Genomic DNA, 21,878 nt, shown 5'->3' with positions numbered 1-21,878 from the left:
GTAGCAAGTGCTTTGACTTCGTAGCATGGGTAGACTGCCGGCATGGCCAATCCCTCCCGTTCCTTCGACCCCACCGAGCTGGGCGCATACTTTGCGCTCATCGAGGTCAGCAGCCTTCTGCGGCATACGGTCGAGCAGCAGCTGCAGGAAGCCGGCGGTCTCAGCTATGTGCAGTTCCAGCTCCTGGCCCGCCTGGGCGACTCGCCCGAAGGGAGCAACCGCATGACCGACCTCGCCGACGGCGTCGTCTACAGCCGCAGCGGCCTCACCTATCAGGCCCAGTCGCTCGAGCAGCGCGGGCTGGTCACCCGCGCGCCGTCCCCGGATGATGAGCGCGGCACCACGGTCACGATCACCGAGCAGGGCCGGGATACCCTCGCGAAGGTCTTCCCCGGCCATATCGCCGTGCTCGACGAGCTGCTGTTCGAGCCCCTGGCACGTGGGGACGTCGAGGTCCTGGCCGACGTGCTAGGCCGGATCCGCGACCATATGCGCTCCGCTCCCCCGCGTTCCGCGGCACCGCGTCGACGCAAGACGCGCTGACCTCCACGGCGTCACTCATGGATCGACCCGAGGAGTCGCGACCGGCGAATCCGATGGTCGGGGTCGACCTGGTCCGCGATCGACCAAGCTCGCTGGAGCACGTCGTCTCGTAACGCCGACGGCGCGGTCGCTGCCGCCTCGAGCCATGACCCTGGTGCGACGCCGGTATCGGCGTCAGCCCAGGTGGCCCTGAGCACTTCCAGACCGGCCTCGATCTGCGGGCGTTCCGCCAGCATCAGCGAGCCCACGCCGTGATAGATGAAGGCTCCGGGGGGCGAGACCACAGCGCCCTCTCGGCGCGTCGGCGCGCCGGCGACGTGGCGGATCTCCACCATGACCAGCGGTGAGTCGACAGCCGCGGCTGCGGTCAAGATGCGCTCGGCGATCTCAGGGGTAGAGACGTCAAGCCACCGCGCGTCACCCACACCCGGGGACGCGACAGGCGGATCGAGGTGGATGCGGGCCAGGCCGGACGCGTCCTTCGGGCCCCAGTCATCAGCGACCGGTTCCGCGACGGTGCGCATGGCTTCTAGAAGTGGCGCGGCCCCTGCGGGCCCGTCCGGGTCAGCGACAGCAAGGTGAACGGCGATCGATCCGTACAGCTCCTCCGGAAACGGCGGCAGCGGCGGGACGTGCATCACCGCGATGCTCGTCGACACGCTCGGACCGACGGACTCGATGCCGCTCTTCCAGGCCGCGACGAGATCCGAGAGCGCGCCACCGTGCCACAGGAGTGAACCGGCATACAGGCTGTCGGCCGGCGCAAGGTCGAACTCCAACGTGTGGGCGATGCCTACGCCGCCGGCGCCTCGGAACGCCCAGATGGCGTCGCGGTCGATCTGCTCCGCAGCGTCGTCTGCGGCGATGCGGGACCGGCCGTGGCCATCGACGTAGTGAACGCGGCGGAGGCTGCCGCTTGCCAGACCGTCGCGGCGCACCAGCCAGCCGATGCCTCCGGCGAAGGTGTAGCCCGACACCGACACGCTCGGGGCGGAGCCCGCGAGGCCCAGCAGTCCGTGTTGTTCGGCTGCGGCATTCACGTCCGCCCAGGTGGCTCCCGCCCCAACCGTCGCGACGCGCGACTGCGGGTCGATGGTCACTCCGTTCAGTCGGGACGTGTCGAACAGGACGACGTTCTCGTCGACGACGGCGCCGGCGCCGTGTCCGGTGGCTTGGACCACCACCTCGAGCTTCCGCCCGGAGGATCGCTCGAGGGCAGCGACCTCCTCCAGCGACGTCGAGATGTCAGCCGGCGCCTGGATAGGGGCGACCCGCGCTGGGAACTGGGTGGTCGCCGAGTTACGGGGTCTCGTCGCGGATAGGTACTCGTCTGCACTGTTGTCTACAAGCACGCGGCGAGCCTAGCCCATAAGCGGATGATTTCGTCCGTTTATGGGTTACGGCAGTGCCCCGTCCGTCGACCCGAGAGCCATGGCCTGTGGCTTGACCGGCAGAGACGCACGCTCTGGGGGAAGCCATGCCGGTGACTCGCGGGCTGTTCGGCACCCGAATCAGACGCTGGCGGACCTCCCGCGACCACCCCGAGCGACGCACGCAAGACGGTCACCCGGGCTCGCCAGCACGGGATCGACTATCGCGACGGCGCGATCCTGGCGGGTGCCCGCCATGATCGGATCACCCGCGCGCAGGTCTCAGGACCAGACAAAGCGGACAGGTGAAATTCACCCGCAGGTGGGCCCGTCGTCGGGTCCGCGTCGACTGGGCGGCGAGGATTCCCCGGATGTACCCAACCGAGAGGGAGGTCAGCGTGTCCGAGAAGAACAGCACCGTGTCCCGCCTGGTCAGAATGCTCGTCGTCCTGTCCGCCATGGTCGGCTTCGTCGCCGCCGCACCTGCGTCCGAGGCGAACGTCTAGGCGTTTGCGCGTCTTTCCTGGGCCGTCGTCGTTCACGCTGCCATGATTCGACCGTGCTCAGCAGCGAAGAGTCCCGGCCTGACGAGGACGCCACATCCAGGGTCGGCGTCTTACCGGACGGAGATCCGGCGCAACTCGCTGCTGCCGTCTCACCCGCGTACGCCACGTGGGGGCACCGCGTTGTCGCGGCGATCTTCGACAACGCGATCCTGGCGGGTACCGCCTGGTTGGCGCTCGGAGCGGGGTTTACTCCGCCAACGCTCACGCCAGTCTTCGGGGCGTACGGCGCGGGCTTGCCCAGAGATCCGCTGGTCCTGGTGCCGATCGGTGCCGCCACGATCCTCTTGGTACTGCAAGCCATGACCGGCTGGACGCCGGGCAAGCTGGTGGTCGGCATCCGGGTGGTCCGTGAGCGGTCGTCCGGGCCGGCCGGCTTGTGGACGACGCTGGTGCGCTGGGTGATCCACCTGCTCGACGCCATCCTGTTGATCGGGTATCTGCGGCCACTGTGGCACGCGAGGCGGCAGACGTTCGCCGACGGGATCGCGCACACCGTCGTGGTGCAAGAGCTCCCCGACCTGCCGCGGGGGCCGAGAATTGCCGTGTACTTTGCGGCGATGGCCGCCTGCGTTCTTGGGCTCGGGTACGGGTGCGTGCCGGCCAACGGCAGTAGCTCGGTGCCGGTGGTCGGCACCGGCTCGTGCGCGCTCGATGGTGAGGGAGCGGCCCTGATCACCGGGGACATCACGCTGGGCGGATCCGTGTCGGTCGAGCAGGATCGCCGGATGTGGACCGTTCGGAAGACCCGGATCGCGCACCCGGGCGCGACGATCTCCTGGGCGAGCAGGCCGTCGGCGCGCGACGTCGACTACCAGGTCGAGCTCGACGCTCGGCCACGCTCGGAGAACGGCGCATCAGTAGTTTCCCGGTCGTGGGACATCGGGAAGGGTGGGGCCGATGACTGGTCGGAAGTCGGGAACTTCACGCACACCAGGACCATCTCACCGGACGGGGACGTCCACGTCGCACAGGTCGAGCTCACGGATTCCGACGGCGCCACGGGCGACCTCGGAACAGACGTTTGGATCGACGTACGGTTGATCGCCGACGGAGAGGTCGTGGCGAGGTGTGGCGGATCGGTGACTTACGACGAGACCGACCACCACTCGAACTGACATGTCGACGAACCGCTGGTAAACGGCGCGACCAGGTCAGGGCCGCACGGTTCAACGTCTGAGCGGACCTGGCACGGTGTTGACCCGGCAGGACTGGGCCTGTGGCAGAGTCGCCCACATGCCGATCAGCAGGGCAGGGCGAAGGGCGATACGGGAGAAGAGAGCGCGCGAGGAGTTCGGCCGCGACGCTGGCGCTGTGCTGGACATCCTTGAACTGACCGAGCTTGCTTGGCACGACTGCTACGGCGAGATCACGCCGTCCGACGCCGTGGTCGACGACATCTTCGTCGTCGCGCAAGGGAGCATCGCCAGTTTCGGAAGTGCTGCCCGGCTCGCCGTCGAGGACTTTCGCGACCTGCGTCTCGCTGCGGACGACCTCCGCGCGGAGGACGGTGGCCCCGTTTGAATCAGGTTGCGTACGACGTGTCGAAGTCCCCGACGTACCCGTCAGGGACTTCTTCGCGTCGTGGCTTCCGTGCCGTGCTCCACCTCGACGGACGTCGTCGTCCGGACAGCGGTCGCGACGAACAAGTGGTCCACCTTCTCGACGACGAGCAGCGCCTCATCCTCGCCCGGAAGAGGCACTGAGGAGGCGTTCGCGCCTCGATCAAGACCTGGATCCGGCCCGTCGCCCGCTCCCGCCACGCCCAGACCCGGTCGGTGAGCCGTAGCGCCACACACCTGGCCCTCGGACGCGAGGCGACGGTGGCCGAGCCACGCAATACCAACGAGTGCGATTGCTATCTCGCGTGCCTCAGCGCCCAATGGAAAGCACACCCAGGTGCGGCGTTGGCCGCCACGAAGTCGGCGGCGGTCAGGCCCGGCGCCGGCCGGAGCGTGTCAGCCGTGGGACGTCGATGTCAACGAAGTCGTCGTCCGCCCGACCAGGCAGCGTTGACCGGGGTATGGCGATGAATCGATCGGCCACAGTACCGCCGGTATGTGCACGGCACGCGTGGCCCGGAGCGCTCGACTTCATCCGCCGGTCATCCTGTATCCGTCGGATACTGGGTCGATGAGGACCGATAACGCCCTGCGGGACTTCCTGACGTCGCGCCGTGCGGCGCTCGAGCCCGAGGACGTCGGTCTGCCCCCGGCGACCTCGGCACGGCGGGTGCGGGGCCTGCGTCGTGAGGAGGTCGCGATCCTGGCCGGGGTGAGCGTCGACTACTACGTCAAGCTCGAGCAGGGGCGCGCCGGGAACGTCTCCGAGCAGGTGCTCGACGCGGTCGAGCGCGCGCTGCGGCTCGACCGCCTGGAGCGTTTGCACCTGCGGGCACTTCTCAACCCGGACAGCATCCACACCCGGCGGATCCCGCCGATCACCCTGCGGGCCCGTCCCGCGCTGATCTCGATGATCGAGGCGCTCGATCCCGCGCCGGCCGTGATCCACGGACCGCACCTGGAGGTCCTGGGGATCAACCGGGCGGCCACTCTGCTGCTGGACGACTTCGCGGCCATGCCGTCGGACGAACGGAACATGGCACGGTGGATGTTCCTCAGTCCTCGGGCGCGGGTCGTCTACCGGAACTGGGAGGACATCGCACCACAGATGGTGGCGATCCTGCGTAACGCCGCCGCCGCGGGAGCCAACGAGTACCTTTCGGCACTTGTCGATCACCTCACGGCGGCGTCGGAGGAGTTCGCGCGGTTCTGGGCCGACTACCGCCTCTTCGAGCACACGCACGGCGTGAAGTTCTTCTTCAACGAGGCCGTCGGCGACCTGAGGCTGAACTACGAGGCGCTGCCGCTCCCTGCGGACAACGGTCAGACCGTCATCGTGTACAGCGCCGACCGCGGCTCGCCGTCGGCGGAGAAGCTGCTGCTCATGTCCAGCCGGGCGGCGTCCGAGGAACCCGTTCCGACCCTGCTGTGACGGGTTGCGTGCACCGCCGGATGGGGCGAGCGAGCGCCTCGCTCGCCCCATCCGGCCCTGCCCGCTAGCGTGCCGGCACCGCGACGTCGTCGTGGTCCGTGGAGACGGCGACCTCGCGCCAGGCGTCGAGCTCTGACCGCACCGCGGCCAACTTCGCCTCGACCGAGGCGACACAGTCCGAAGCCGAGCTGCAGGCGGAGGGGGGCTCGGCCCGAGTCGATCGCGGACACGATCGCGGGACCGGCCTTGACCGGGTCGCCGGGCTGGCCGTGGTTGACCTGCTCGGCGGTCATACGCATCGTTCCCGCCGGCCCGTCGGTGTAGTCCTCGATCGCGGTGGTGACCCGGTGCAGGCTCGAGGAGTCGAGGAAGTCGGTGCGGAAGTACCCGGGCTCGACCAGGGTGACGCCGATCCCGAGGGGGGCCAGCTCCAGGGCCATCGCTTCGGAGAGGCCCTCGACGGCGAACTTCGTCGAGGTGTAGATGCCCCAGCCCGCGGAGCTCACGAAGCCGCCGACCGAGGACAGGTTGACGATGTGACCGGAGCGCTGCGCGCGCAGGACCGGCAGCACCGCGCGGGTCACGGTCAGGACGCCGAACACGTTGGTGTCGTAGACCGCGCGGACCTCTGCGTCGCTCGCCTCCTCGACGGCGCCCAGCAGCCCACGCCCGGCGTTGTTGACCAGTACGTCGATGCGTCCGAAGGCCTCGACGCCGGCTTCGAAGGCGGCCTGGACCTGCGCGGCGTCGGTGACGTCCAGCGCCACCGACAACAGCCGTCCTCCCGCGTCGGGGAAGGCGGCGTGCACGCTGCGCGGGTCGCGGGCCGCGGCGACGACGCTGTGACCGCTCGCCAGAGCGGCGCGGGTGATCTCCGCACCCAGGCCACGGGACGCGCCCGTGACGAACCAGACTGCCATGGCAGATCTCCTCATGAATTTCGTCGTGCTGGCTTGGCGTGGTGACGTGACGGGGTCAGTGGGCGTGGTCGCCGCCGGTGCGCTCGGTGAGCTCGAACATGTTGCCCCACGGGTCGCGGAAGAAGGCGAGCCGTGCGCTGATGTCGTCGATCTCGAACGGCGGGTTGACGACGTCGACCCCACGCTCGCGCAGTGCTGCGAGCGCCTCGTCGACGCTGTCGACGGACAGGCAGACGTGGTTGAAGCCGTTAGCGGCCAGGCTCGCGTCCACGTCGTCGTAGATCGTCTGGGCGGCGGCACCGGGTCCGGCCAGGATCTCCAGGTGGAAGTCGTCCTGGTCGGGCGGCATCACGTAGGCGAGCGTGAGCTCTCCGTAGGGCCAGGTCTGCAGGACCCGCCAGTCCATCGTGTCGACCCAGAACGAGCGTGCCGCCTCGAAGTCGGGGTAACGGATCGCGGCGTGGTGGCCGTGCATCGACGAGAACGGCGAGCTGGTGTTGCGTGCGGGGGCTGCGGGCAGTGGCATCGGGATCTTCTCCTTGGTCGTGGGCTCATGTTCGGGCCCACGACCATTGCAAGCCCGCCGCATGGCTCGCCGGGAGAGCCTGGCTGGTACCCCTGGTCATGGCTCTCGCGGTACCACCCAGCCCGTCGTCAGGCGGGCCCGGCCGCTCGTACCGTCGGAGCGAGCCATTCCTGAGAACTGGAGCACCACCATGACTGCGCACACGCCACCGATCGTCCTGATCCACGGCCTCTGGATGACGCCGAAGAGCTGGGACACCTGGGCCGAGCGCTACCGCGAGCGCGGTCACCAGGTGGTGGTACCCGGCTGGCCCGGTATCGACAACCGGAGTGTCGCTGACGTGCGGGTGAACCCGGAGCCGCTGAAGGGGGTCGGCCTCGCCCAGATCGCCGACCACTACGAGTCGATCCTGCGGTCCTTCCCGGAGAAGCCGATCATCATGGGTCACTCGTTCGGGGGTGTGCTGATGCAGATGCTCGCCGACCGCGGGCTCGGCGCCGCGTACGTGGGTGTCGCGACGGGTCCGACCGCCGGCGTCCCGCTGGTCCCGTTCTCCGCGGCCGTGACCGGGTTCCCGATCCTCTCGAAGCCCTGGTCGAGGAACGGTGCTTCGCCCATCACCAGGCGACAGTTCCACTACGCGTTCGGCAACGACCTGCCTCGCTCTGAGTCGGACCGGGTGTGGGAGGAACAGGCGGTGAACTCCTACAACCGGGTCCTGTTCGAGGGAGTGCTCGCACTCTTCAACGAGCGTCGCGGCGTCACGAAGGTCGACTACACCCGTGCCGACCGAGCACCACTCCTGGTGATCATGGGCGGCGACGACCACGTCGTCCCGCCTGCGATCGGAAAGGCACTCGTCAAGAAGTACCAGCGCACGGGGAGCCCGTCAGTCGTGGAGTACAAGGAGTTCCCGGGGCGGACGCACCGCATGGTCGGGCAGGAGGGCTGGGAGGAGATCGCCGACTTCGCCCTGGACTGGGCGCTCGCACATGCGGCCACCCGGGCGTGACCGTCAGAAGTCTCAGTAGCCCGGGAAAAGCCTGCGCAGCACGTCCAGTCCGACCGGGCCGGTCAGGTCGACGGTGCCCGACGCGCATGTGATCGCTCGCCCGCCGTCCGGAGGCACCGATCACAGGCCGCACCGTCACACGCCGCCTGTTGGCTGGCCCACAGCGCTCGGCCTGACTGCGACTGAGCGCTCCCGGCTCCCGATGCTCGGCCTCGGCCAGGGGCTATGACACATCCGAGACCTTGCCTCTCCGGTCCAGCATCAGCTCCACGACGCCGAAGCAGCGCTCTATGACAGCACGAGTCGCATGGAGATCCCCCGGGAAGTTGCGCCCGGCCGTTGACGCGGCCGGGCGCAACTCAACGGATCCGGGTCAGAGCGCGCCGACGTACAGCAGGACGTTCGGCGAGTTGCGACCCGGGTTCGTGACGACGCCGGCCGTGCCGGTGTTCACGAGTGTGTCGCGCACCTGGGCCGGCGTGTAGCCGGGGTGCGCAGTGAGCACGAGGGCGGCGGCACCGGCGACGTGCGGGGTGGCCATCGACGTGCCGGATATCGTGTTGGTCGCCGTCGTGGACGTGTACCAGGCCGACGTGATTGACGAGCCCGGCGCGAAGATGTCGAGGCACGACCCGAAGTTCGAGTAGGACGCACGGGCGTCGGTGCTGGTCGTGGCGCCCACGGTGATGGCCGTCGGGGTGCTGGCCGGCGAGAAGCGGCACGCGTCGCGGTTGTCGTTGCCCGCGGCCACCGCGAAGGTCACGCCGTCGGCGATCGCGGCGGCGACGGCGTCGTTCACGGCGGCGGACGAGCCGCCGCCGAGCGACATGTTGGCGACCGCCGCCTCGCCGGCGGCGTGGTCGGACGCGACCCAGTTGATGCCGGCGATCACGCCGGCCCAGGTGCCCGACCCGGCGCAGTCGAGGACGCGGACGCCGACGAGCGTGACGCCCTTGGCGACGCCGTACGAGGACCCGCCGACGGTGCCGGCGACGTGCGTGCCGTGGCCATTGCAGTCGGTGGCGTTGGAGTCGTTGTCGACGAAGTCGTAGCCGGACACCGCGCGGCCGCCGAAGTCGGAGTGTGTGGTGAGGATGCCGGTGTCGACGATGTACGCGGTCACGCCCGAGGCGGTGCTCGGGTAGGTGTAGCTGTTGTTCAGCGGCAGGGTGCGCTGGTCGGTGCGGTCCAGGCCCCACGACGGCGTGGGGGACTGGGTGGCAGCGATCGAGACCGTGGCGTTCTGCTCGACGTAGGCGACGGCGGGGTCGGCGGCCAGCTTCTTCGCCTGGCCCGCGGAGAGCCTCGCCTCGAAGCCCTTCACGCCGGCGGACCAGGTCTGCGCGACGTCGCCGCCGAACTTCGCGGCGAGACCTGCGGCCGTTCTCTTGACGCCGGCCGCGGACCCGGGGTCGTCGAGGACCACGATGTACGAGTCCGCGATCGCGTTCGGGGCGCCGGCGCCCAGGATCGTGACGTCGGGCTGCGCGGCGCCCGCAGGGGCGACGGCGAGCGGGGCGAGGAGCGCAGCGGTGCCGGCCAGGGCGGCGGACACGCGACGGAAGATGGTTCGGTTCAACTCTTCCTCCTTCAGGAGAGCGGCCCGATGAGCGTCTGAGCAGCACAGATGCTCCCGGGACGGGATCGGGGGCAGTCTACGAGCGCGATGATTTCCTCCGGGTTACGGCTGCTATACGAACTTTCCATACCTTTGGGGCTGATGTCACAGAATCTGCAGCGCGTCGTTACCCGCAGCCCGATCGGTCCTCGAGCACATCGAGATCGAACTGGATCGGCATCGACGTGCCGAATGGGACCTGCGTCGACCCGCAAGGGACTCGGCCCGCCGTGCACGCTGAACCGTTCACGCCCGGTTGGCGACCGCGTCATTGCGGCAGCAGGGCGTTTTTACCGAGTATGACCAGAATGTGAGCGTCGTATCGTCTGCCCGAAGGGTTCCCCACGTGACGCTCTTGCCGAGAATCCCCCTGCGCGGCCTGCTCACCGCCGTCATCACACTCCTGCTGTTCGCCGCCGTAGCGATCGTCGCCGCCCCGCCCGCCGGCGCGCTGCCGCCCGGGACACCGTCCAAAGCCACCGCACAGACCGAGCTCAACTCGCTGACCGTCCGCACCGAAGAGTCGATGACCGGCTACTCCCGCGACCTGTTCCCGCACTGGATCAACCAGGGCAACAACTGCAACACCCGTGAGACAGTGCTCAAGCGCGACGCCGACAGCATCACCGTCGGCTCCGACTGCTCCGCCACCTCCGGCCGCTGGTACAGCTACTACGACGGCGCCACCTGGTACCAGGCCTCCGACCTGGACATCGACCACATCGTGGCCCTGGCCGAGGCCTGGCGTTCCGGCGCACGACACTGGACGACCAGCGAGCGGCAGAGCTTCGCCAACGACCTGAGCGGCCCGCAGCTCATCGCAGTCACCGACAACGTGAACCAGTCCAAGGGCGACCAGGACCCGTCCACCTGGCAGCCACCGCTGTCCAGCGCCCGCTGCGCATACTCCAAGTGGTGGATCCACACCAAGTACCGGTGGGGACTGCACCTGCAGTCCTCGGAGAAGTCCGCGCTGCAGACCATGCTCAACACCTGCTCGTCCTGAGTCCACCGGCCGCGGCGTCCTGGGCTCGCGCCCATGACGCCGCGGTCGCGCACAGAGGGGCCAGGCACGGCCGAGCCATGCGGGTGCGGTGCAGAACGGTATGTCGACAAAGCGATCACGCGGCCCGGCGCGACGGTCTGGTCGAAGCGGACCGGCTCGAGCCGACGTCGGCCGCATCGGCCACACGAATGCGAACCCGGCACTTTCCGGGGTCGCTTGCCAGAAGCCGGCCCCCAGCGCACGTCAGAGACGCAGAAGATCCCGGGCAAGGCCCTCGCGCAGCCCTTGCGGCGGATCGACATAGCCCTCCGAGTACAGGGCACCGGGAAATCCCCCGGCCGCGAACGCCGCGTTGAGGTCGTCGACGAACCACGTCGACGGACCGAGCCGACCATCGACGCCCGACCCCGCGAGGACGATCCCGTACGGACCGTCACCACTGATGTTGGCCTTGTGCAGGGCGTCGGGCGCGAAATCGAGCTGGAACGGCCGGCTGTCCCGGTGCGGGCTCTCACCCCAGCTCTTCCATTCCCCCTCGAAGTACTCGCGCGAGCCGCCGCCGTACAGGGTGTGCTCGAACTCGACCACGAGCGGGTTGGCCAGAACACTCTGCGCCCACCTCGGGTGCTCCCCGACGAGCCACACGTCCCCCACCTGGCGGATCCATGCCGCGACCGTCATTGGGAACGGCGCGAACGCCTCCTCCATCCAGTCAGCCAGCGCGGACGCGCCATCCGACGGCGGGAAGTGGGCCGGGCGGGGCGTGCCGTCGTCGTCGTTCTCCGCGGCGACAAAGCCGTCCGCCTGCAGCCGGTCGACGAGAGTCTCCACGTTCCAGCGAGCTCGCACGGCCATCTCCCGCGCCACCGCCTGCGCGTCCTCGCGATGCCGTACCTCGAACACCGTGAGGTCCAGCGCACGCAGATCCCGCCACACCTCGTTGTGCTCCCCGGCCTGATATCGGGCAAAGTAACTGGTCACGAGCGCATCCTGGAAGATCCTCACCTCGCAGCTTCGCGCGCCAGCCGACAGGTCTTGCCACCTCAGCCTCGTCGGACGGCAAAGTCCAGACGGCTCGTCCCGAACGATCGGCGAAATCTGCGCGGAGGCGATGTCAGTGCGAATGCGATCTCGCGTGCCTCAGCACCCGATGGAAAGCACACCCTCCTGCGGTCCTCGCAGGCTACCGGGATTCAAGCAGGTTCGCCCGGGCGTGGGCACCCGGCAAAGGGCGCGTCCGGCGGTCGCCGTTACGGTTGTTGCATGAACGCACCGGTCGAGCAGCTCGCCGAACTGGATGCGATGTTCTTCCAGGTGGCCGGACACTGGCCGGACCGCCCACGACTGGATCCCGTGCTCGTCGCCAAGTCTCGCGAGCTCGCTGAAGCGCTTCTCGAGGCCGACCAGTCCTGATCTTCGCGCCCAATCCTGAGAGGCACCGGTCCTAGGCAGCACATCAGCCGGCGAGTAGCCCTCCCAGGACGCATCCGCTGCCACCCGTACGGGGGCGTCAATGCTCCTGACCGCGTCAGCGATCGCGAACTTACGGTTCCCTTGCACATGGCCAGGCCTCGCACCGCCCAGCACCAGCGACGCCGACGCCTCGTCCATTGCCGACGAGTACGACCCATCTCCAGGGTGCCGAGCACGTCCACGGCCGACCAGGTCGGTTGCGGCTTGGCCTGATCCCCGACAACGACGGCGCCAGCCGCACTCTCGCCGGGCCTGGCATTTGTGGGGGCGGGATTTGAACCCGCGACCTCTGGAACTCGTCGTGCCCGAGATGTCCCACTACGGAAAGGTCTGGAGTCGGCGGGATCTACCTTGGTTTTTCGGGAGATATCCCAACTGACAGGGAAGATGTTAGCTGACGCTCGGTGGATGCGCCTGGGGTCGGAGGGACCCGTCTGGACTCAATCTGTTGCGTTCTTGTTGCGGGGCTCGAATCACGAGGGCTCGGCCAGCAGATATGAGGCCAGCCGGCCGCGCAGCCATTCGATCGCGCGTGCTTCGCTCCAGCCGAAGTCCCCCGTCAGGAGCATGGCTTGCTCGAACCGCAGGTAGAAGTAGAGGACATACACCGACTTCTTCATCGCTGAGGCCCTCGGCGAGGTCACCGCTCTCGCGAACCTGCGCGACGAACTCGGCCAGCAGGTCGCGATAGCGAGTCCTGGTCTCGATGGTGAACTCGGCCGCGACCGAGGACGCTGCCGCGGCGCGGCGGCCGATCTCGATCAAGTCGCCATAGTGGCGCAGGGGCCAGTGCCGACTGTCCTCGTCGGCTCGGGACGTCAACGCCCCGCCTCCACGATCCGCGCCAGGTGCTGCCGCAGAGAGGACCCCCCGGGGCCCACACTGACCCACGCCAGCCATTCGCCCTCCACGGCGACCTCGACGATCCTGCCCTCCAGTCGGTACGCCCGGCCGTCGAGAAGCAGATACCCCGCTCCCTCGTTGTTTCGCGTGCTCGTCCACACCACCGCTCCACCGTCGGCGTCGATCCCACTGACCTCTCCGTCCAGCTCGGCCAGCGTCACGGCCTCCGTCTCCAGGTCGAGCACGTGGAGGTCACCCGCCACCTCCCACGCCAGTACGGCGTCCGACGACGCCATCTCGGTCACCGTCTCAGCTGGGTAGCCGCCCGCCGGCGGGAGGTCCACGAGCGCCCGTCGGATGCCGTCGTCCGAACGGGCGGCGAGTTCGATGCCCGTACGAACGTTGTCTGCCGCCCACTGGACCCCCTCCGGCGTGGCGGCGAACGCGGTAGAACCGGTGACCGGCTCTTCGGTCTCCCCTGTCGCAAGCAAGACCCGAACCTGCTCGATCTCGCCCCGGTCCGCGAGCCGCTGCAGGTGCAGATACGCGCCGCTCAGCCCGATCCGGTATCCCACCGGCACCGGATCACCGGACGACTCGATGAGCGTGCGCACCTCGGGATCTCTCACGTCGTCGACGACGCGGACCGCCCAGGGCGACGACTCACTCTCAAGCGTCGCGACCTCCAGCCAGGCGACCCGGTTGCCCTGCCGCGCGACGTCGGAGATCTCTGCGCGGTGGCCGTCGACGGTGCCGTTGACGGCTACCGGGCTGCTCTCCCCCGTGGCCGCACGCAGCTCCAGCGCCAGCTCTCGGTCCGGGTAGCTGTCGCCGTCGTCCGGGCCCGAGGCCACCTCGGTGAGTGTCATGATCGAGCCGTCCGTCGCCAGCGTGCCCGTCAGACCGCTACCCGCCGTCGGCTGGCCCACGCCGACGACGACTCCCGCCTCCACAGCGTCGGGCGCGGCCCTCACATCCACCTTGAGCACGCACCGCCCCTCCAGCCAGGGCGGGGCATCCAGACCCGAGGGCTCCGCCGGGCAGTCACCGGGCAACAAGTCAGCATCATTGTCGGGCCGCTCCAGACCCACGAGCGAACGGAACCACTCGCTGCCCGGAAGCGCGACCGGGCCTACGCCCGGAAGCGTGACCGGCCCAGCCAGGAAGAACGCCACAAGGAGAGCAGCCACGCCACCGAGCACCCCCTGCGCGGTGTGCCGCCTGCGCAGAGCGGCCCGGCTCCCGCCGAGCGTCTCGGCCGCGTCGCGGTGCGGCACCGGGATGTCCGCAAGCTCTGCGCTCTCCAATATGGTGCGCAAGTTCTCCAGACCACGTGCGTTCGCCGACTTCACGGTCCCCACCGACCTCCCCAGCTCGCCGGCGACCTGCGCCTCGGACAGGTCCAGCAGGTGCCGCATGACCACCACCCGGCGCTGCTGCAGCGGTAACTGCGCCAGCGCCTGCACCAGCTCGTCCCGCACGGCGACTCGAGCGGAGTGGTCCGGGGTGTCGGGAAGCCGAATCACGTCGTCGCCGGGCAGATCCGTGCGGCTGGTGCGGCGCCAGGTATCGGTGCGCAGGTTGACGAGGACCCGGCGGGCGTAGGCACGCGGCTCGCTACCCACCCGGTGCCACGACCGGTAGACGCGCTCGAACGTGCCCTGGACCAGGTCCTCGGCCCGGTACGGGTCACCGCACAGCAGGAAGGCGGTACGGAACAAGTACGGACGGGCGTCCCTGACGAACGCGACGAACTCCTGGTCCTTGGAACGGACCACGCGGACCTCGGCCCGCTCGGGTGCGTGGATGCTCATATTCCCCATGACGCACCCCTTCCCGAGAAAGTTCAGCCGACGCCCCAGCTTCCCGACCCACGATCCAGCTCCCTGACAAATCATGCGCCCGTTGCGGGCCGGGCAATACGTCCAGCGTGTGAGCCCCTCGGCACGCACTTCACCGGTTCGTGCACGAGGTGACTCCGCACGGCGGCAGGAGATCCGACGGCGCCTTGCCCCAGATGCGCTTCGACCCGCAGCCGGGCCCGCGCAGGACGGGAGGTGTACGCCGGACGATGGCTGGCGACGGGGCCGTACAGTGGCGGCCGACCGTCCCCACCCAGCGGCACTCAATGAGCGTCTACAAGCTTTCGGGAGTTGACTCCTCTGCGTTCTTCGCAGCCGGGGAGTTCTCGAATGCCGTTTGGGGCTTCTACGAGCCCACAGATTCGACGCGGGACTTCCTGCTAGCCCGCATCAAGTGAGCGCTCGTTGTGCGGCATGACCGCGCGGTTCCACAGCGCCCGTGCACCGACGGAGTGGCTCGAAGGCCCCCTCAGGGCCTGGTCCGTGGACGGCCACCACCGAGGCGAGGCCCAGAAGTCCGCGAGCACGAACTCGAGCACGCCCATCGGGACTCTGTCCGGCATAGCCACCTGCCGCGAGCGGGCGCCCGCCGCCGTCCAGGCGTCACACGCCCCCGACCTGCTGGACCTGCCGAAATGGCGGGACCCACCCGGCCAGACGAACCAGCTGAGCACGTCATAGTGCTTTCGGTTCCCACCTGCGAAGCGGAGTCCACAGGCGGTCAGATCCCGCGAGTGTCACCGGTCTCGATCAGTTGGTCGACGACGTCGAGCAGGTGGCGCAGGAACGTATCGAGGTCGGCGGCGATGTCGCGGGGGCGTGCGGCGGTGTGGGCGAACCAGGTGCGGTCGCGGACGTCGGACGGTGGCAGGTGAATGACTCGCCCGTTGTCGCGGACCATGGCGAAGAGGCCGCCACCGCCGTCGGACCCGAAGGTAGCGACCTCGATTCGGCTCCCGTCGACGTCGATCCGGCCCGGGTAGGCGAGCTTGCCGTCGCCGACAAGCGTCGTCGCGGGATGGATCGCGTAGCCGATGTGGACGTCCATGAGTGATGCCTGCCCGACGACGTCATAGAACCGGACGAGCGGTCTCGGCAAGTCCTCGAGCGGCACCCACGGGACGGACGTGCCGCTGCGCGTCACGATGTTGCTTCCGGGCTCGACCGGGTAGCCGCAACGCTCCGCGAAGTGAGCCTCGTACCGGCGTAGCGAGGCGGACATCGTGGCGACCCACGAGCCGAAGTCGAGTGGCGGGTGGTAGTCGGGGCTCACGCCGTCGGGCGCGCCGACGAGGCAGGCGTACTGGTCGACGTCGAGCGACATGCCAGCCCGGGCAAGCCACGCCACCGCGTCCGCGCCAAGTGTGAGGCCGAGCGAACCGGTCGGATCGTCGCCGTCCATATCCTGCACGATGACGAGCGAGGCCGCGTCACCAGCGACGACCCGGGCTCGGACCCTGTCCGCGAGCTCGGCCGGCAGGCCATGAATCGCGCGATCGATGCCGTCCGTCCCTCCGTGGCGCGACGCGCGCCACCACAGCGGGTGGTGCCATGCGGACCACTCGTGCGGGGGACGGCGAGGACGAGCGTCGCCCTTGGAGTGGCCGCGGTGCGCCGGCATGCCGAGGGCAGCCTCGAGCTCGGCGAGTGCTGCCTCTGTCGACAGGACCCGCAGATAGGCGCGCCAGATGCCGATCACGCGAAGTCCCATCGTTCGCCAAGAACAAGCGGGCCGTCGAGGAGAACCTTGAGTTGTCCCAGGAGCCGGTGGGCTTGCCAGGCGGAGGCGTAGGTTGTCCGTTCGATCCGGTAGTCCACAGTCCGTGTGGTCTTTCTGGTCTGGTCTAGTGCGTCTTGGAGGTCGCCTCGTGTCACCTCGCTCGGGTCACCATCGAGCAGGAGGTGGTCGGCGGCCTCGGCTGCGGTACGGCCGAATCCCGTGGTCCGCACCGCGTGGAGGCGTCCCGGCTCAGCCCAGACGGCGAGCAAATGGATCGCGGCGGCGCGCTCGTCCCCGAACCAGCGGGCCGGCGATCCCGCTGTAACTATCGCGGGGTCCAGCAGCCGCAGGCCTTTGGCTTTCTCAGCACGACGCAGCTGCGCAAAGTCGCTGATGGCCTTGCTGCGAAGCTCGCGGTAACGAGTGAGGTGCTCAATCACCGGTTCGAGGAAACCGGGCGTGGACCGCTCGGTCCCGGTGTGGGCCTCCAGGTACCGCCAGGTCGCGTTGTACCCGTACGGTCCCGAGAGGCTGATGCACTGGCTGAGCGCGGAAAGACGGCGCTTGAGCGGCAGTGTCGAGTCGAGCGCCCGCTGCGCGCTCCGGCCGTATCCCACAGCCGACATGGTGGCACGACAGCACGCCGCGTGGTGAAGGATTGCCGCTGTGACCATGGTCTGGCAGGGCGATGATGGGTGGCAGTACGCGATCGCGCCAGCGACCGACGACGAGGGCGTCCGTGGGCGGCAGCTGCTCATCGCAGATGGTGACGACGACCTGGATGTGGCGTTCGAGGTCCTGTCCAAGCCGACGGCCGCCCATGCAGGAGATCACCGCGACGTGGCACCGCCCATTGCAGCCCCTGCTCGTTCAGCGCTTCGCAACCGACGTCGTAACCGAGGTGCTCGACGGTGTCGCACGTGGCGGACGGGGTGGTTTCAGGCGAACCTCGCGTACGCGTTGTCGTGGGCGGCTTCCGACCAAGGCGTTCAAGCTCCTCCCTCGATCGGACCAGCCACGCCGCAACCGAGCCTGGCCAGTCCCGGAGACCTGACTCCGCCAGATCGCCCGGCACCATCAAACCGTCGGTGTACAAGAGCTCCAGGGTCCGAAGCGTCGCCGTACGGCTCTCCTCCGAGAGATCGCCCTGCATGACCTCCCAGGTCACCTTGTCGAGCATGACCCAGTCCCGGATGCCCGCGATCAGGAGATTGTTGATCACGTCTCGCTCGTCATGGGAGATGAACCTCCGGGGTACTCGGCGGTCAGTAACCGGGCCATGAAGTCCAACGCCGCATGTGCCGACCCGAGAACGGCCGCTTCGGGGTATCCGGGTCGTTCGACGTGTCCGGTCCAGGTCGGATGGACGTGGGCGAACGTGCCGTCATCAAGCCGGACGATCACATCGTCGGTCGCTGTGAAGAACGCCTCCACATGGACGATCCGGCCGTGCAGTATGTGCCCGGCGTCGATCTCACGCATCAGCTCGGCAAGAACTCCCTTTCGCCGCGCGAGCAGCGCGACGTCGTCCGAACCGAAGCATTCCCATCGCGGTTCGTCATCATCGTCGGTCACGGCAGCGCCAGTCCTTCGCGTGCGGTCCGGAACGCATGGCGCAGTTCGTCAGCACACTGGTACAGGCTCCGGAACTCCGCGATGGCGGCGGGCGGGGCGACCCCAGGCGGCGTGCCGCCGAGGTGCGCGATCGCTGCGGCCACGAATTCGTACGACCCGTCCCTCCGCATCGGGTCGGCGATCCACTCCGCATAGGTCTGCATGGCGTCGCTCGCGTCGCCACCGGCCAGCAAGGCGCTCACTGCGGCCAGCGGTGGCGCCGTCAAGCCGCCTGCGGAGGTCGCCATCGCGGCCACGACATCGGCCTGGATCTCGTTACCGGGCACCGCCATGGCGAACCGTGTACCCATGACCAGTGGTCGCCTCTGCCATCCCGAACCGAGCAGCTGGCGCACCTCGTCAACCGTGACGGTCGTACTGACCCGCACCAGCTCGTGACGCAGGCCAGCTCCAGGCCCACGGCACCGGTGCCCATCATCGACAGGTAAAGGGGCGCGACGAGCCGCTGCTCCACCTCGCTCATCGCCATCACGGCCTCGCCCATTGGGCGGCGCCGGTCTCGATCCACGAGGCCAGGTCCGGCACGCCGTCGAAGGTGTACAGGGAGTACTCGGGGCAGCCGGCCAGCACTGAGACGCCTGACTCGGAGTGGTCCGGCGCGAACCAGAGGACCTGCCCCGTACGCCGGTGCGCAAGGGTGAGGTTCCCGTTCGCCTCTGCAGCTACCGGCACGTAGTCAGCCGCCTCGATCGGGATACGGAGTCCTTCGTCGGTCCACATCCACTCGTAAGCGGCGAGCATCTGCTCCACCGGCCAGTCGGCCGCTTCGCGAGTCAGGACGTCATTGCAGTTGAGCCACCACCACGTCCCGGAGACGTCGCCGAAGTGCTCGACGATCCCACACATCGCGGCCCAGACGGCCCGCAGTACCTCTGGAAGATCCGTGTCGTCCGCGTGGTGCACCGGCAGTCGGCACAGCCAGCCGCGGCGATCCGTGACCGGTCCCCATGCGAGCAACTCATGATCGACGCCATCGAGCCGGACCGGCGTGACCGTCGCCGCAGAAAGCAGCCCCGACAGGACAGGCATACCCATCAGTTCGACTGGTTGATGCGGCCCAGGCATGCCGACGTCCGCGCTCTGCTGGGCGAGCCACGAGCACTGTTCCATGAGCAGGTCGACGTCGTTCACGCGGAGATCACGCCATGCCACGGGACTGGTTCGATTTGCCGCACGGGGAGCGAGCGTAGCGACCCATCGAAGCTCGCGTTGACAGCATGCCGGCTGCCCGGACCGCTCGGCCGCCCACCGGGCAGGACGATCAGCGGCAGAGGTCGTCGACCCACGTGCGCAGGTCGGGCAGCCCGACCGTCGCGTCGGCGACGATCTGATCCACGGCCCGACGGCGCCCCGGGGCAAGCCGGTCGGCGGCCTGAGCGAGCTCGACGTGGGGGCGTACGGTCCGGTCCGGGTCTGGCTTGAAGTAGCGCTCGCCCGGCTCGAACTCGCTCGGGACGTCGTGCGGCCCGAACCCGTGGGCGAAGAACCACAGCGCGTCCCAGGCGTCGGCGGCCAGGACTGCGACGTCGCCGTCCGACCCGAGGTACACCACGGGCTGGTCCACCAGGTCCGCACCCTCGCGGATCATCCACGAGCACGCGTACCCGCCCCCGCCATCCTGCCCGAACGGACGGAACTCCTCCCCAGTCACGTCCGGGTTCCCCGTCCAGTGCCGCAACCACCAGCCGGTCTCCGCGACGGGTTCGAGCTCCAGGTAAGGCTCGAAGGCGACGCCCCGCCCGTTGTCGTAGTCGTACCAGGCGTCCATGATGGCGCGCAGGGGCGGCGGCACGACGTCGGGAAGGGGCGGCCCTGCAATCTCCTGCACCCAGGCCTTGACCAAGGCGAGGTCGTCCTCAGTCAGGCCGGACGTCGGGCTCACCCTGTGCAGGAGCGCTGGACCGGGGTGGGCCGCCTCGACCCACTGCTGGTCAAGGTCACGGATCTCGTCGTCGAGCCAGACGAAAGGACACCCTCCAGCGTGCCGGACCAGGGACGCCGTCTTCCAGTGCAGCCCGCCGGGCACCGGGACGTCGTCGTCCTCCTCGAAGTCGACGACCGGCAGCTGCCCCAGCGCCAAGATCGGCGCGACGACCTCGTTCGCGTCCTGCCCCCACGCGGTGGCCCAAACCAGCTCGCCCCCGAGCCGGACCAGGTCGTAGCTGGGGGCCCGGCGTAGCCTGCCGAGCTGCGGGTTGGACTGTGCCCGCCACGCCCCGGGGTCGTCGACGGCCAGAGAGCGGTCGCCGGGGCCAAGCGGCAGGAGAGTGCCGTCGATGTCGAGGAACACGATCGGTCGCTGCGTCACGGACTGGCACCCTACCGGCCGCCGCAGAGCACAATGACCGCCATGACCAGTGCAATCGACGGTGGGCCCGGCTTGCACATCGACCCCGCCACCCTGCTGCCTGTACTTGAGGACGAAGGCGCGTTCCGGGCGGCGGCCGCCACCGACCGGGCACTGGAGGTGCTCGTCGCCTTGTGGTCGGGAGACCCGGACCGCGCGGCAGTGCTGCTGGCGCCGCTGATCGGCGCTGATCCGACGTCGTGGCGCCTGCAAGCACTCGCCGCCGACGTGATCCGGCCGGTTGGGCGCGATCGGGTGCGAGACGCTGGCGGACTGCGGTGTCCTCGTGGACGTCGCTGGCGAGCTCTCGCAGTCTTTCGACCGTGCGAGCAGGAGCTACGCCGGAAACGGCTGGCCCCATCCGTCTGGGCTTCTGTCAGGGACACTGGACGACAGCAATGTCTGCCGAGATGAGGAGTCTTAAGTGCCCCAGGGAACTGTCCGATGGTTCGACGCCGACCGAGGGTTCGGCTTCATCGACCTCGGGAACGAGGCCGAGGACCTGTTCGTGCATGCGTCCGAGATCGTCGGCGACGACGGACCGAAGCTTCTCCGCGAAGGGCAGGCCGTCGAGTTCGAGGTGGGCGAGGGTGAGCGTGGCCCGCAGGCGCGCCGCGTCCGTGTCACGGGCGACCGGGCCGCCGACGCGCCCGTGGGCGTGCTCGGCACCGTCACCTGGTACGAGCCGGCCAAGGGATACGGCTTCGTCACGCCCGACGACGGTCGCGTCGAGATCTTCGTGCACAGCTCGGCCATCGTCGGGGGTGGTGTGATCTCGGAGGGGCAACGGGTGGCGTTCCTCGTCGTCGACGGGGAGAAAGGGCCGCAGGCGGACCACCTGCTACCGCTCGGGGCGAAGGCTGCACAGTCGGCAGCCGACGGCGCGGACGGCACGGTGTCCTGGTACGACGACACCAAGGGCTTCGGGTTCGTCGCTCCCGACTCGGGTGGCGAGGACGTCTTCGTCCACGTCAGTGCGCTCGGCCCGGGGTTGACCGAGCTCTCCGAGGGTGAACGCGTGACGTATGACGTCGTCGACGGCGACAAGGGGCCGAATGCCCGCAACGTGCAGCTCGTGCGCGGCTCCGGGAGTGTGCGCGCGGCCACGGACCGCGGTCGGTCGAGCCGTCCCGCGGCATCGGGCGGGCCTGTGCGCGGAGGTGAGGGCACCGTCGCGCGCTACGACGCGGAGCGCGGTTTCGGCTTCATCACCCCCGATGCCGGGGGCGCGGACTTGTTCGTGCACGTGTCGGTCGTGCGGGGCGCCGAGGTCCTGGAGGAGGGTGATCGGGTCCGATTCAAGGTGCGTCAGAGTGACCGGGGGCCGCAGGCCGACAGTGTCGAACTGGTGTGAGCTGTGATGTCCCACCAGGACTGCGACGCGTAGATCAGTCGTGACAGCGCGCCGCAGGAAAACCGCTACGAGCCGTAGCGGTCCGAATGCCG

Annotated in this window: 25 protein-coding genes; 10 read left to right on the top strand and 15 right to left on the bottom strand. The window is 68.9% G+C overall.

All coding sequences use genetic code 11. The annotated features are described in order from the left end of the window. Nucleotides 1-42: 42 nt before the first annotated feature. Complete coding sequence (locus IE250_RS18980; protein ID WP_189670869.1) at nucleotides 43-543, top strand: MarR family winged helix-turn-helix transcriptional regulator; 501 nt, start codon at nucleotides 43-45, stop codon at nucleotides 541-543. A gap of 11 nt (nucleotides 544-554) precedes the next feature. Here IE250_RS18980 and IE250_RS18975 read toward each other — a convergent pair whose 3' ends face one another. Next, on the bottom strand, nucleotides 555-1,895 hold the full coding sequence (locus IE250_RS18975; protein WP_189670868.1) for an FAD-binding oxidoreductase: 1,341 nt from the start codon (nucleotides 1,893-1,895) through the stop codon (nucleotides 555-557). A 577-nt stretch (nucleotides 1,896-2,472) separates the two neighbouring features. Between IE250_RS18975 and IE250_RS18970 the strand changes: the two genes are divergently transcribed. Together IE250_RS18970 and IE250_RS18965 are read left to right on the top strand one after the other, a co-directional pair. Continuing rightward, nucleotides 2,473-3,594: an RDD family protein gene (locus tag IE250_RS18970; RefSeq protein ID WP_189670867.1), complete on the top strand. Its 1,122-nt coding sequence runs from the start codon at nucleotides 2,473-2,475 to the stop codon at nucleotides 3,592-3,594. A gap of 118 nt (nucleotides 3,595-3,712) precedes the next feature. Further along, on the top strand, nucleotides 3,713-4,000 hold the full coding sequence (locus IE250_RS18965) for a hypothetical protein (protein ID WP_189670866.1): 288 nt from the start codon (nucleotides 3,713-3,715) through the stop codon (nucleotides 3,998-4,000). 41 nt (nucleotides 4,001-4,041) lie between these two features. On the opposite strand, the gene IE250_RS18960 is transcribed toward IE250_RS18965, so the two are convergent. Further along, nucleotides 4,042-4,179: a hypothetical protein gene (locus IE250_RS18960; RefSeq protein WP_189670865.1), complete on the bottom strand. Its 138-nt coding sequence runs from the start codon at nucleotides 4,177-4,179 to the stop codon at nucleotides 4,042-4,044. Between the two features lie 430 nt (nucleotides 4,180-4,609). On the opposite strand from IE250_RS18960, the gene IE250_RS18955 reads away from it, so the two are divergent. Next, complete coding sequence (locus IE250_RS18955) at nucleotides 4,610-5,470, top strand: helix-turn-helix transcriptional regulator (RefSeq protein WP_189670864.1); 861 nt, start codon at nucleotides 4,610-4,612, stop codon at nucleotides 5,468-5,470. Here the strand turns inward: IE250_RS18955 and IE250_RS18950 are convergent. Both IE250_RS18950 and IE250_RS18945 read right to left on the bottom strand, forming a co-directional pair. Further along, nucleotides 5,362-6,390, bottom strand: coding sequence for an SDR family NAD(P)-dependent oxidoreductase (locus tag IE250_RS18950; RefSeq protein ID WP_229872590.1), 1,029 nt, complete (start codon nucleotides 6,388-6,390; stop codon nucleotides 5,362-5,364). The two genes, IE250_RS18955 and IE250_RS18950, sit on opposite strands and share 109 nt — an antisense overlap. A gap of 55 nt (nucleotides 6,391-6,445) precedes the next feature. Then, complete coding sequence (locus IE250_RS18945) at nucleotides 6,446-6,916, bottom strand: VOC family protein (RefSeq protein WP_189670863.1); 471 nt, start codon at nucleotides 6,914-6,916, stop codon at nucleotides 6,446-6,448. Nucleotides 6,917-7,106: 190 nt separating this feature from the next. Here IE250_RS18945 and IE250_RS18940 point away from each other — a divergent pair, with 190 nt between their 5' ends. After that, the gene (locus IE250_RS18940; RefSeq protein ID WP_189670862.1) at nucleotides 7,107-7,928 is read left to right on the top strand and encodes an alpha/beta hydrolase; all 822 of its coding nucleotides are present in this window, start codon (nucleotides 7,107-7,109) and stop codon (nucleotides 7,926-7,928) included. 373 nt (nucleotides 7,929-8,301) lie between these two features. On the opposite strand, the gene IE250_RS18935 is transcribed toward IE250_RS18940, so the two are convergent. Beyond that, a complete protein-coding gene (locus tag IE250_RS18935) occupies nucleotides 8,302-9,507 on the bottom strand; it encodes a S8 family peptidase (protein WP_189670861.1) in 1,206 nt (401 codons plus the stop codon). A 394-nt stretch (nucleotides 9,508-9,901) separates the two neighbouring features. Here IE250_RS18935 and IE250_RS18930 point away from each other — a divergent pair, with 394 nt between their 5' ends. Next, a complete protein-coding gene (locus IE250_RS18930) occupies nucleotides 9,902-10,552 on the top strand; it encodes a GmrSD restriction endonuclease domain-containing protein (protein ID WP_229872589.1) in 651 nt (216 codons plus the stop codon). Between the two features lie 243 nt (nucleotides 10,553-10,795). Here the strand turns inward: IE250_RS18930 and IE250_RS18925 are convergent, their stop codons facing one another. Further along, nucleotides 10,796-11,533, bottom strand: a complete 738-nt coding sequence (locus IE250_RS18925; RefSeq protein WP_189670860.1) for a hypothetical protein — start codon at nucleotides 11,531-11,533, stop codon at nucleotides 10,796-10,798. Nucleotides 11,534-11,815: 282 nt separating this feature from the next. Between IE250_RS18925 and IE250_RS18920 the strand changes: the two genes are divergently transcribed. Next, a complete protein-coding gene (locus tag IE250_RS18920; RefSeq protein WP_189670859.1) occupies nucleotides 11,816-11,965 on the top strand; it encodes a hypothetical protein in 150 nt (49 codons plus the stop codon). A 533-nt stretch (nucleotides 11,966-12,498) separates the two neighbouring features. Here the strand turns inward: IE250_RS18920 and IE250_RS18915 are convergent. Together IE250_RS18915 and IE250_RS18910 are read right to left on the bottom strand one after the other, a co-directional pair. Then, nucleotides 12,499-12,645, bottom strand: coding sequence for a hypothetical protein (locus tag IE250_RS18915; RefSeq protein ID WP_189670858.1), 147 nt, complete (start codon nucleotides 12,643-12,645; stop codon nucleotides 12,499-12,501). A gap of 198 nt (nucleotides 12,646-12,843) precedes the next feature. Then, nucleotides 12,844-14,682 (bottom strand): SigE family RNA polymerase sigma factor, encoded by a 1,839-nt coding sequence (locus IE250_RS18910; protein ID WP_229872588.1) that lies wholly within the window; start codon nucleotides 14,680-14,682, stop codon nucleotides 12,844-12,846. 462 nt (nucleotides 14,683-15,144) lie between these two features. Between IE250_RS18910 and IE250_RS18905 the strand changes: the two genes are divergently transcribed. Continuing rightward, nucleotides 15,145-15,411 (top strand): hypothetical protein, encoded by a 267-nt coding sequence (locus IE250_RS18905; protein ID WP_189670856.1) that lies wholly within the window; start codon nucleotides 15,145-15,147, stop codon nucleotides 15,409-15,411. 40 nt (nucleotides 15,412-15,451) lie between these two features. Here IE250_RS18905 and IE250_RS18900 read toward each other — a convergent pair whose 3' ends face one another. The 7 genes from IE250_RS18900 to IE250_RS24665 all read right to left on the bottom strand — a co-directional run bounded on the left by IE250_RS18900 (nucleotide 15,452) and on the right by IE250_RS24665 (nucleotide 20,393). Then, on the bottom strand, nucleotides 15,452-16,429 hold the full coding sequence (locus IE250_RS18900; protein WP_189670855.1) for a hypothetical protein: 978 nt from the start codon (nucleotides 16,427-16,429) through the stop codon (nucleotides 15,452-15,454). Continuing rightward, nucleotides 16,426-17,076 (bottom strand): hypothetical protein, encoded by a 651-nt coding sequence (locus tag IE250_RS18895; protein WP_189670854.1) that lies wholly within the window; start codon nucleotides 17,074-17,076, stop codon nucleotides 16,426-16,428. Before IE250_RS18895 ends, IE250_RS18900 begins: the two co-directional genes overlap by 4 nt. A gap of 128 nt (nucleotides 17,077-17,204) precedes the next feature. Further along, a complete protein-coding gene (locus IE250_RS18890; protein WP_189670853.1) occupies nucleotides 17,205-17,672 on the bottom strand; it encodes a hypothetical protein in 468 nt (155 codons plus the stop codon). Beyond that, nucleotides 17,669-18,025 carry a hypothetical protein gene (locus IE250_RS18885; RefSeq protein ID WP_189670852.1) on the bottom strand — a complete coding sequence of 119 codons (357 nt, stop codon included), beginning with the start codon at nucleotides 18,023-18,025 and terminating at the stop codon, nucleotides 17,669-17,671. Before IE250_RS18885 ends, IE250_RS18890 begins: the two co-directional genes overlap by 4 nt. After that, entirely contained in the window at nucleotides 18,022-18,420 is a 399-nt protein-coding gene (locus tag IE250_RS18880; protein WP_189670851.1) for a hypothetical protein, read from the bottom strand. The genes IE250_RS18885 and IE250_RS18880 overlap by 4 nt, the downstream gene beginning before the upstream one ends. A gap of 133 nt (nucleotides 18,421-18,553) precedes the next feature. After that, nucleotides 18,554-19,216, bottom strand: coding sequence for a hypothetical protein (locus tag IE250_RS18875; RefSeq protein ID WP_189670850.1), 663 nt, complete (start codon nucleotides 19,214-19,216; stop codon nucleotides 18,554-18,556). Between the two features lie 130 nt (nucleotides 19,217-19,346). Next, complete coding sequence (locus IE250_RS24665; RefSeq protein WP_229872587.1) at nucleotides 19,347-20,393, bottom strand: HAD domain-containing protein; 1,047 nt, start codon at nucleotides 20,391-20,393, stop codon at nucleotides 19,347-19,349. 42 nt (nucleotides 20,394-20,435) lie between these two features. On the opposite strand from IE250_RS24665, the gene IE250_RS18860 reads away from it, so the two are divergent. Both IE250_RS18860 and IE250_RS18855 read left to right on the top strand, forming a co-directional pair. Then, the gene (locus IE250_RS18860; protein WP_189671133.1) at nucleotides 20,436-20,846 is read left to right on the top strand and encodes a hypothetical protein; all 411 of its coding nucleotides are present in this window, start codon (nucleotides 20,436-20,438) and stop codon (nucleotides 20,844-20,846) included. A 10-nt stretch (nucleotides 20,847-20,856) separates the two neighbouring features. Beyond that, nucleotides 20,857-21,786, top strand: a complete 930-nt coding sequence (locus tag IE250_RS18855) for a cold-shock protein (protein WP_189670849.1) — start codon at nucleotides 20,857-20,859, stop codon at nucleotides 21,784-21,786. Nucleotides 21,787-21,878: the final 92 nt, after the last annotated feature.

Source organism: Promicromonospora soli, from assembly GCF_014653785.1.
GTDB lineage: Bacteria > Actinomycetota > Actinomycetes > Actinomycetales > Cellulomonadaceae > Promicromonospora > Promicromonospora soli.
Note: the sequence above shows the minus strand (reverse complement) of the source record. Positions and strands in the feature narration are given on the sequence as shown.

What these genes read in the sequence shown, in the direction of transcription:
- IE250_RS18895 (WP_189670854.1), bottom strand. Translation starts at nt 17,076, where the DNA reads ATGTCGGCTGTGGGATACGGCCGGAGCGCGCAGCGGGCGCTCGACTCG.
- IE250_RS18860 (WP_189671133.1), top strand. Translation starts at nt 20,436, where the DNA reads ATGACCAGTGCAATCGACGGTGGGCCCGGCTTGCACATCGACCCCGCC.
- IE250_RS18955 (WP_189670864.1), top strand. Translation starts at nt 4,610, where the DNA reads ATGAGGACCGATAACGCCCTGCGGGACTTCCTGACGTCGCGCCGTGCG.
- IE250_RS18965 (WP_189670866.1), top strand. Translation starts at nt 3,713, where the DNA reads ATGCCGATCAGCAGGGCAGGGCGAAGGGCGATACGGGAGAAGAGAGCG.
- IE250_RS18920 (WP_189670859.1), top strand. Translation starts at nt 11,816, where the DNA reads ATGAACGCACCGGTCGAGCAGCTCGCCGAACTGGATGCGATGTTCTTC.
- IE250_RS18940 (WP_189670862.1), top strand. Translation starts at nt 7,107, where the DNA reads ATGACTGCGCACACGCCACCGATCGTCCTGATCCACGGCCTCTGGATG.
- IE250_RS18980 (WP_189670869.1), top strand. Translation starts at nt 43, where the DNA reads ATGGCCAATCCCTCCCGTTCCTTCGACCCCACCGAGCTGGGCGCATAC.
- IE250_RS18910 (WP_229872588.1), bottom strand. Translation starts at nt 14,682, where the DNA reads ATGAGCATCCACGCACCCGAGCGGGCCGAGGTCCGCGTGGTCCGTTCC.
- IE250_RS18950 (WP_229872590.1), bottom strand. Translation starts at nt 6,390, where the DNA reads ATGGCAGTCTGGTTCGTCACGGGCGCGTCCCGTGGCCTGGGTGCGGAG.
- IE250_RS18905 (WP_189670856.1), top strand. Translation starts at nt 15,145, where the DNA reads ATGACCGCGCGGTTCCACAGCGCCCGTGCACCGACGGAGTGGCTCGAA.
- IE250_RS18915 (WP_189670858.1), bottom strand. Translation starts at nt 12,645, where the DNA reads ATGAAGAAGTCGGTGTATGTCCTCTACTTCTACCTGCGGTTCGAGCAA.
- IE250_RS18945 (WP_189670863.1), bottom strand. Translation starts at nt 6,916, where the DNA reads ATGCCACTGCCCGCAGCCCCCGCACGCAACACCAGCTCGCCGTTCTCG.